The organism is Collinsella sp. D33t1_170424_A12 (assembly GCF_015554865.1).
Taxonomy (GTDB): domain Bacteria; phylum Actinomycetota; class Coriobacteriia; order Coriobacteriales; family Coriobacteriaceae; genus Collinsella.
The window spans coordinates 1-8,897 of the sequence record NZ_JADNJJ010000118.1; the positions used below are offsets into that span (position 1 = coordinate 1).

An 8,897-nucleotide genomic window follows, 5' to 3' on the forward strand; every position below is an offset into this window, starting at 1 on the left:
GCGTCCCCTCGTACCCCGTCTTCGGGGCGACATCGGAAACCGAGCAGCTAAACGCCACCACGCGGTCGCCCGTCACACCCGAATCGGCGACAAACGAACCGAGCTCGACGAAATCCCACGCCGTGCACGCGAGCTCCTCCGTCAGCTCCTTGCGAGCGTTCTCATGCGCAGGCAAGCCGTCTTCGCCGAAACCGCGCGGGAATCCCCAGAAGACCCCTCCGGCAGACGGACGCTCCTGCTGCAACAACACGATGCCGGCGTCGCTTTCGGGCACGACGACCACGCCCCTGCCCGCCGCGCGCTGCACGAATCGCTCGTAGCGCAGCAGCGAGCCGTCAGACATCTGGATCAGATCGACCAGCAGGTAATGGTAGGCGCTCTCGTACAGAGCGCCCAACGGGGCCTCGGCGCTCGAACGCTCCCGAAGCCGCGCCTCGTCCGTCACATAGGCAAAACCGCCCTCGGACTCGAATAGATCCGGACGCGCAGCAACCAGATGCAGGTAGCGGTCTATGCAATCGCCCATGCCAGCTTCCTCCTATCAACAGCCGCCGCCTCGCGGCGGCACGTCGCGCTATCGCATACGATACGCCTTGAATGTCCGGTACAGTTCGCGCAAACCATGGTCGACCTCCACGCTATCGCGGATGGAGAACGCGTTCGACACGCGGTCGAACACGATGGTCAGCACGATGACCTGCACGACGAACTGGCCCGCGACGCCCAGGTTAAAGGCAGACGTAAGCACGTCGCCCGCGCCGCCCATCACCCACGACACCGTGGAGACCGCGACCGCCAGCAGCACGTCGCGCAGAAACGAGACGACCTCGAGCGCCCAGCGACGGCGCACATGCCGCGACCACGCAGCATCGAACGCAAGGCCCGCGGGCGCCTGCAGGCTCGCCCGCGACCCCGGTCCGCCCGAGAGCTCGACGCCCCTCGTAAGACGCACCAAGCCCGTCCAGCATCGATCGCTTTCGGCCTGCACGCGTTCCTTGCACTGCGCGACCGTCGAGCTCGTATAGGACGCGGCGTCCGCGGGATGCACGGCCATATATCGCCTCAGCCTGTTCACAGCGTCGACCCCGTCGGGACCGCACGCCAGCTGCGGGTCCAGGCCCACCATGTTCAGCTCGACGGTCGCGTTGTACGCGATGTCGACGATGCATCGAGCGGCGTGCGCGACCCGGCGGCCCAGACCCGGCTCCGCATCGATCGCGTTGTAGTAGCCCGACCTCGTGGCGGGCGCGCGCGTTCCCTCGGAAGACGCGGACCGCGCCATGCGTCGCACGAACGCACACGCTTCCAGCACATCCGCCTCCGCCACGGCACACCCCGCCGCCGCGCCGTCCGCGCCCAGCGACCCGCCGTCCCCGATGAAGCGCTCGCACGCGCCGGCCAAGCGCTCCACGGCCTCGTTGATGCCGATGACGCGCGCGGAATTGCATCCGTCCACGTAGGTCATATCGCGTTCGACCACCGACAGAATCCTGATGAACGAGACCGCCTGCTCGACCTGGGCCGCATCCAGCGGCGACGGCAGGGCGCCGCCGTTGCCATAAAGCTTGTCGAAATGCAGGAAACGCTCGGGTTCGTCGAACACGATCGAATCGAAGAAGCAGTCCATCAGCGCATGGTAAACGTCGCGCGCGACGTCGCCGCCGCATCCGTCCGCCGCCAGCCGCGCGGCGACGTTCTCGTAATTCAAAAACGGCAGGGACGAGAAGCGGAACCCGTCCTTCGTCGCCGCCTCCAGCAGGTACTGCGTGATGGTTCTGCATTCATGGACCGCGGGCGCCGCGTCGGCAGCGGGCCGGGCGACGCCCCGTGCGACGTCGCGTCCCTTGAACGCGGGCCCCGTCGACGAGAACCGCGCCAGGACGATCTGGCCCTGGCGGATGAGCGACAGGATCTGCAGCGTCTGCTCGTCCAGCTCCTCGCCCTCGGCATGGGTGCCGCGCGAAAACAGCAGGCTCATCATCACCGGCGATGCGGCGAACTGGTTCATGGACACCACGACGACCCGGCCCCGGCGGATCGCATCGAACAGCGCCTGCTCGCCCAGCTCGATTTCCCAGGGAGCCTTTCGAACGCTATCCAGTTCGTACAGGTAGACCCATGGAAGGTCGACCCGCGCCATCGCATCACCCATCTGCAGCACCGTCCCCCTTCGGCTCGCCGTCATACGCAGCGGGGCACGGACCGCGCCGCGCGCGCCGTGCCCCGCTTGCAACCTCGCGTCTTAAAACTCCACGTTACCAAACTCGGACAGGATCAGGTCCTTGTTGTGGTCCTTCGCCCAGTCGATGTTCCACGGACTCGTGAACAGCAGCAGCTTGCCGCCGCGCATATCCTCGACGCGCAGCGTGTCGCGCGTGAGCGACAGGCCCGCGATGTCGATGCTATCGGGCTCGTTCAGAATCCAGCGGATATCGCTGTACGGCAGCGCCTGGCGGCGCACCTCCACGTGGTACTCGCTGCGCAGGCGCTGCTCGAGCACCTCGAACTGCAGCGTGCCCACCACGCCCACGATAACGCTCTCCATGCCGGCGCCCAGCTCGCGGAAGATCTGCACGGCGCCCTCCATGGCGAGCTGCTCCATACCCTTCACGAACTGCTTGCGCTTGAGCGTGTCGACCTGGGAGATACGGGCGAAATGCTCGGGCGCGAACGTGGGGATGCCGGCGAACTGCACGTGCTTCTTACCCGCGCACAGCGTATCGCCGATGCTGAAGATACCCGGGTCGAACAGGCCCACGATGTCGCCGGCATACGCCTCGTCGACGATCGCGCGGTCGTCGGCCATCATGGTGGTGCCGGTCGCCAGCTTGAGCTTGCGCCCGCCCTGCATATGGAAGGCCTCCATGCCGCGCTCGAACTTGCCCGAGCAGATGCGCACGAACGCGATGCGGTCACGGTGGTTCTTATCCATGTTCGCCTGGATCTTGAAGACGAATCCCGAGAACTCGTCGCGCGTGGGCTCGATCACGTCGCCGGTGAGCGCGTCCACATGCGCGGAGGGGCCGGGCGCCAGACGCAGGAAGTCCTTGAGGAACGGCTCGACGCCGAAGTTGGTGAGCGCACTTCCGAAGAACACGGGCGAGAGCTTGCCGGAAAGCACGGCGTCCAGGTCGAACTCGGAGTCGGCGCCGTCGAGCAGCTCGATATCGTCCATCAGGTTCTTGTGGTTGTCCTCGCCGATGAGGTCGTTCAGCGCCTCGTCGCCCAGCACGGCCTCGATCTCGTCGACCTTCTTGGTGCCGTTCGCGCGGCCATCGCCCTCGAACGCGAGCACGTGGCGACTCGCGCGGTCGAACACGCCGCGGAAGGTGCGGCCGTTGCCGATGGGCCAGTTCATGGGATACGTGCGGATACCCAGCACGTTCTCGACCTCTTCCATAAGGTCGAACGGATCGCGCGTCTCGCGGTCCATCTTGTTCACGAAGGTGAAGATGGGGATGCCGCGCAGGGCGCAGACGCGGAACAGCTTCTTGGTCTGCGCCTCGACGCCCTTGGCGCCGTCGATCACCATGACCGCGGCGTCGGCGGCCATGAGGGTACGGTACGTGTCCTCGGAGAAGTCCTGGTGGCCGGGGGTGTCGAGGATGTTGACGCAGCAGCCGCCGTAAGTGAACTGCAGCACCGACGACGTGACGGAGATGCCGCGCTGCTTCTCGATGTCCATCCAGTCGGACACGGCATGGCGGGCGTTCTGCTTGCCCTTTACGGAGCCGGCGCTCTGGATCGTGCCGGTGTACAGCAGGAGCTTCTCGGTCAACGTGGTCTTGCCGGCGTCCGGGTGCGAGATGATCGCGAACGTGCGGCGCGAGGAAATCTGGTCTGCAAGAGATGCCATGGGCGCGTGCGTCCCTTTCTAACGTGTCGGCGCGGACCTTCCCGCGCGATCTGCTCAAACGTACGTATTGTAGCGGCAAGAAGAAGCGCCCGTCGGGACGAAGACCCAGACGAGCGCATTATGCAGCGGATTTCCACGCTGCGCCTCCTCGTGGCGATGGAGGATGGCGCGGTTTATAGCCGTACGCGGAGCTCTCACCCTCGAAGTGAGTGGAATAATCTGGACCCCTTCGGTATACAAGCCATTTCGAGCAGCGCGCACCGTCGCTACCTGGGGAAATAAAATCGCCGCGTGCCGTCTATCCGGCACGCGGCGATTTTTCCACTCACTTCGGGGGTGAGAGCTCCGCCAAGCGGTCAAAAGAGCCGATTTCGAGCCCCACAGCCGTCCCCGACAAGCAGCCGTAACCCGCGGGCCGGATGGCAGCCTACGCGTCCTCGCCCAGCAGCCCGCGGGCATGCGCGATGGCGTCGTCGATGCTGCCGCAGAAGTGCTCGCGACCCACCAGGTCAACGAAGCCGGCGCGCTCCATCGTGCGCATGGGCTGCTCGTTCGCATGCGAGATGATGAGCTGCACGCCGTTCTCCGCGCAATACCCCTGCAGGTTCTCCAGCGCGTTCATGGCCGAAGCGTCCAGCGACGGCACGCCGCGCATGCGGATGATCAGGTACTTCGTGAACTCTTTCACCGAGATCTCGGCGATCTGGTCGGTCATTCCGAAGAACATGGGACCGTTGATCTCGTACACGCGAACGCTCTGGGGCAGCTCGCGCAGATGCGTGACCTCGGAGTCCTCGTCGCAATAGTACTTCCAACCGCGCACCTCGGTCTCGTCGCTCAAGCGCTTCATGAACAGCACGAGGGCCATCATCATGCCCGCGCCGATCGCCATGACCAGGTCGAACACCACGGTGAAGAGGAAGGTCACGGCGAGCACGGCCGCATCGCTCTTGGGCGCGGTGCGCACCAGGCGAACCACGGTGCGCCACCCCGACATGTTGTATGCCACCTGCAGCAAGATCGCCGCGATGCACGGCATGGGGATGAGCGCCGCATACGGCATGAGGAACACCATCACGGCCAGCAGCACGAGCGCGTGCACCATGCCCGAGATGGGCGTGCGGCCGCCCGCCTTGACGTTGGCCGCGGTACGCGCGATGGCGCCGGTTGCGGGGATGCCGCCGAACAGCACCGAGCCGATGTTGCCCACGCCCTGGGCGACGAGCTCCATGTTAGCGCGATGGTGCGAGCTGATCATGGAATCGGCCACCACGCAGGACAGCAGGGATTCGATAGCCGCGAGGATGGCGATGGTGAATCCGTTGGCGAACTGCGCGCGGAAAAGATCCAGGCTCATCTGCGGCATCTGGAACTGCGGCAGGCCGGCGTTGATGGTGTAGAGGTCGCCGATCGTGTTGACGTTGAGGTCCAGCCCGCTCACCAGGCCCACGCCCACCAGCACGGCCACCAAAGATCCGGGGATGCGCTTGCTCACGCGCGGCCACAGCGCGAGCACGGCCAGGCACGCGGCGCCCACCAGCAGCGCCTCGACGTTGAAGGTCGAGAAGTTGGCGGCCACGGCCGAGAGCTTATCCATGGTCTCGATAGCGGGTGTACCCGCGGGATACGTCAGGCCGAACAGGTCCTTGAGCTGGCCCGCCACGATGGTCACCGCGATGCCCGCAGTGAAGCCCGTGGTGATGGTATAGGGCACGAAGCGAATCAGGGCGCCCAGTCGAAAGACGCCCATGAGTATCAGCAGCACGCCGGCGATGATGGTGGCCATAACGAGACCGCCCATCCCGTCGGCCGCCACGATGCCGGCGACGATGGTGGCGAACGCCGCCGTGGGACCGGAGATCTGCACCGGGCTGCCGCCCAGCAGCGCGATGAGGAAGCCGGCGACGATAGCGGTGTAGAGGCCCTGCTCGGGTCCGACGCCCGACGCGATGGCCAGGGCGATGGACAGCGGCAGCGCCACGATGGCCACGACGACGCCCGCCACGATGTCGCGCGGGATCTGCCGCCTGAGGGTCTGGGGGTCCTGATGCTTGATGATGCTGAAGAGTATCGGCTTGATCTTGTCGCGCTTCATGCGGGCCTCGTTGCTTTCTGCTCGTGACGTGCGTACCGTGCGGCCAAGTCCTCGAAACGCGCGAACGCCCGACCTGGAAAAATCCCGGCCGGAAACGCATGAACATCATTTCGTTGTCATCGTGCTTAGACGCTGCTCCGTTATACCACACATCCCGCGCGATTCACCCCGCGCCCGACACATTCCAAGCGGGCGCGCGGCGAAGCGCGCCCTCTAATAGAGCGCCAGGATCGAACGCAGGTACGCCGCATACGCCTCGCGAACAGGCTGCGGCTCCTCGATGCTCACCTGCGTACCCAAGGTTGCAAGCCAGCCGTAGAACGTCGGCGCCTCCATCACGCGCACGCACACGCGCGCCGTCCCATCGTCCTGCGCGTCCACGGGGACGTCCCCGCCGAAGCGATCGACCACCGTGCTCATCGCGCTCGCCTGCACGCGCAGGATGACATCGACCGTCTTGCCGCCGTACATGCCGAACGCGCGCTGGCGATACTCGTCCACCTTGAACGACGCGATGCGCTCGTTGCGCGTCGCCTCCTGCTCCGACACCTCGATATACTTCATGCGGTCCACGCGGTACGTGGCGAAATCCGCGTGCTTGTCATTCCAAACCACCAGGTAGTACTCGTCATCCACATACATAAGCTGGACCGGCGTCTCCGCATACACCGCGCCGTCGCGCTGCCACACCCGCTCCTTGCGCTCGTTGTATTTGAAGTACTTGAACTCCACCTTGCGCTTTGCGTCCATAGCGCGCTGGATACCGTCGATGTTGTAGTACACCGACTCGTTCTGCGATTTGATGCGCCCCTCGACATGAATCCGGCGCCCGAGGGCGCGGGCCATGTACTCGCTGCCCAGCTTGCCCACCGACCTCACCAACGCATCGCTCTTCGTCTTCGTGAGAAACCGCGACGACTGCACCGCGTCGGCAAGCAGAAGCAGCTCGGGCTCCTGGAACGCGCGCGTGGCCAACCCGTACTCGACGGGACGGCGATCGCGGAACTGCACGATGTCGTAGCCGAAGTCGCGCAGGCACCCGATGTCGCGGTAGAGCGTCTTGCGCTCCACGCTAACCCCGCATTCGGCGAGCTTCTCGATGAGCTGCGGACCGGTGAGCCCGTGCTCGGCATCGGTCTGGCGTTCGAAGATCCGGGCGAGGTGCAGGAGCTTGAGCTTGCTTGCGACGACGGCGGCCATGGGATTCCCTTCGCTGGGTATTCTGATGGACACCATTATAGAATGCCCCGTGCAAGCACCCCATGGAACAGGCCCCGCAATCCGCGGACGGCGACGCGGCCCACGCTCCCTACGGCAGCAACCCGTCGAAGTCTCGAACATAGGGGCCGCACATCCCCAGCGCCGCGAGGTCGTCCATGCTGCGTATGCCGAAGCTCGCTAGAAAACGGCGGACCCGGTCGCGCGATTGTGCGCGATCGCCCAGGTCGCCGGCACTGTAAAGCTCCCCAACCGCCACCGCGGCCCCCATCTTGAAATAGTCGTTTTCGCTCAGCCACGCCGGGACGGCTTCGCCCGGACCGCGAACGGATTCGTGCATGACGGCCATGTTGCCTCCTTCGATCACCTTGTGCCTCAGGCTAACCCGACGCGCGGACATCGCCCCGAGTGCATGGGTGTCCACTGCACGGTACTCTCGGAATCGTATGCGCACCTAGGATAGGGTCATGCACGACTCCAGGGTTGCAGCCGCGCCGGCCGCGCGCGGCACACGATTCGAAAGGAAGCAACATGGCATCGCACGCCACCATCGCACGGAGCCAGACCCCGTCGGTCACCCGGACCACCGGCACCGAGCAGCGCATCGTCCAGGAGTTCCTCACGGATTTCGCCATCGATCAGGCGCTGGCCTCGGCGCGCTCGATCACCGGCGAGAACCCAAGCGCAGACGATGGCAACCAAGCCATCAAGGTCGCCGTCTCGCTCGCCTGGCAAGACCTTCTCATGGAGTGCCCCGGCTGGGCAAGGCGACTGCATAACCCGCTGGTCGATTTTGCGGTCCTCGCCTCCCTCTGCGAGCAGCGCGTACGCCGCCGCGCCTTCGGACACCGCTGACCGGCGCCGACGAACGCACCCGCCAGCGCGACGCGCAGCCGCGTCGTCACCCCTGCGCCAGCGCGCCGCGCGCCAAACCCGAATACTTCGCCACGAACCAGTCGCCGTGCTCCCACCACAGCTCGCGCCGCTGCCCCGCCACGCAAACCACCCAGCAGATGCACAGGTTGCCGAACGACCTCCGGCCGAACTCGCGGCGATCATAAATGCTGGTGACCACCCACGAGCGGCCATCGGACCAATGGATGCGCCGAGGCCGGACGCGCCGCTCGGTCACCAACCCGCCCTCGATGCTGTAGTCCACGCGCACGGGTACGCGCTCGCTCTCGCGCGGGATACCGCACGTGCCCGCAAGCGATGCCCGTTGTTGATACGCCACCGCCATACTGCTACCTCCTTGGTCGAACCGCCGTTGCAGACACCAACCATAGGGGGTCGCTCGGACACGGCAGCCCTACCGGGCGCGCTCGAGTTTCCAGATCGAATAGTGCTGCGGGCAGCCGTATACCTCGAAGGAGCGCCGCCGGCCCTCGCAAAACTCGTGGAAGAACCCCTCTTCCCGCAACTTCCAGCCCGGCCGCCCCAGATAGGCGTAGTTCTCGCCGTTATCAGACATATGCACCAGCAGCACCGAGGCTCCGGCCTCGCGCTCCAGCGTGTCGAGAAACCGCGCCAGCACCGCGCTATCGAACGGGTTGAACAGGTAGAAATGGGTATAGGACGACAGCGGCATATCCAGGGCGCTGCCGGAAACGACCGCAAGGCCATCGTGCGCGCGCGTCCAAGCCGCGGCACGCGCCGCCAGCTCGGCATCGAGCTCCACGCCCGTCACCCGCCCGGGCAGGCGCATCGCCGCATGGCACGCCAGCATGC

Annotated in this window: 8 protein-coding genes and 1 pseudogene; 1 reads left to right on the top strand and 8 read right to left on the bottom strand. The window is 65.6% G+C overall.

What is annotated here, in order from left to right; genetic code table 11:
• The 6 genes from I2E26_RS05065 to I2E26_RS05090 all read right to left on the bottom strand — a co-directional run.
• A partial coding sequence (locus tag I2E26_RS05065) for an NUDIX domain-containing protein (protein ID WP_195419859.1) occupies window positions 1–526 on the bottom strand: 526 nt, incomplete at its 3' end.
• 48 nt (window positions 527–574) lie between these two features.
• Complete coding sequence (locus I2E26_RS05070; RefSeq protein WP_195419860.1) at window positions 575–2,161, bottom strand: hypothetical protein; 1,587 nt, start codon at window positions 2,159–2,161, stop codon at window positions 575–577.
• Window positions 2,162–2,242: 81 nt separating this feature from the next.
• The gene (locus I2E26_RS05075) at window positions 2,243–3,856 is read right to left on the bottom strand and encodes a peptide chain release factor 3 (protein WP_195419861.1); all 1,614 of its coding nucleotides are present in this window, start codon (window positions 3,854–3,856) and stop codon (window positions 2,243–2,245) included.
• A gap of 427 nt (window positions 3,857–4,283) precedes the next feature.
• Window positions 4,284–5,951, bottom strand: coding sequence for a SulP family inorganic anion transporter (locus tag I2E26_RS05080; protein ID WP_195419862.1), 1,668 nt, complete (start codon window positions 5,949–5,951; stop codon window positions 4,284–4,286).
• Window positions 5,952–6,164: 213 nt separating this feature from the next.
• A complete protein-coding gene (locus I2E26_RS05085) occupies window positions 6,165–7,151 on the bottom strand; it encodes a YafY family protein (protein ID WP_147588564.1) in 987 nt (328 codons plus the stop codon).
• Between the two features lie 109 nt (window positions 7,152–7,260).
• Window positions 7,261–7,518: a hypothetical protein gene (locus I2E26_RS05090; RefSeq protein WP_147588563.1), complete on the bottom strand. Its 258-nt coding sequence runs from the start codon at window positions 7,516–7,518 to the stop codon at window positions 7,261–7,263.
• A 182-nt stretch (window positions 7,519–7,700) separates the two neighbouring features.
• On the opposite strand from I2E26_RS05090, the gene I2E26_RS05095 reads away from it, so the two are divergent.
• Window positions 7,701–8,024, top strand: coding sequence for a hypothetical protein (locus I2E26_RS05095; protein WP_195419863.1), 324 nt, complete (start codon window positions 7,701–7,703; stop codon window positions 8,022–8,024).
• A gap of 46 nt (window positions 8,025–8,070) precedes the next feature.
• On the opposite strand, the gene I2E26_RS05100 is transcribed toward I2E26_RS05095, so the two are convergent.
• On the bottom strand, window positions 8,071–8,409 hold the full coding sequence (locus I2E26_RS05100) for a hypothetical protein (RefSeq protein WP_147588561.1): 339 nt from the start codon (window positions 8,407–8,409) through the stop codon (window positions 8,071–8,073).
• A 69-nt stretch (window positions 8,410–8,478) separates the two neighbouring features.
• A pseudogene (locus tag I2E26_RS05105) lies at window positions 8,479–8,897 on the bottom strand (ubiquinone biosynthesis protein); the annotation flags it as partial.

What these genes read in the sequence shown, in the direction of transcription:
- I2E26_RS05080 (WP_195419862.1), bottom strand. Translation starts at nt 5,951, where the DNA reads ATGAAGCGCGACAAGATCAAGCCGATACTCTTCAGCATCATCAAGCAT.
- I2E26_RS05095 (WP_195419863.1), top strand. Translation starts at nt 7,701, where the DNA reads ATGGCATCGCACGCCACCATCGCACGGAGCCAGACCCCGTCGGTCACC.
- I2E26_RS05100 (WP_147588561.1), bottom strand. Translation starts at nt 8,409, where the DNA reads ATGGCGGTGGCGTATCAACAACGGGCATCGCTTGCGGGCACGTGCGGT.
- I2E26_RS05075 (WP_195419861.1), bottom strand. Translation starts at nt 3,856, where the DNA reads ATGGCATCTCTTGCAGACCAGATTTCCTCGCGCCGCACGTTCGCGATC.
- I2E26_RS05090 (WP_147588563.1), bottom strand. Translation starts at nt 7,518, where the DNA reads ATGGCCGTCATGCACGAATCCGTTCGCGGTCCGGGCGAAGCCGTCCCG.
- I2E26_RS05085 (WP_147588564.1), bottom strand. Translation starts at nt 7,151, where the DNA reads ATGGCCGCCGTCGTCGCAAGCAAGCTCAAGCTCCTGCACCTCGCCCGG.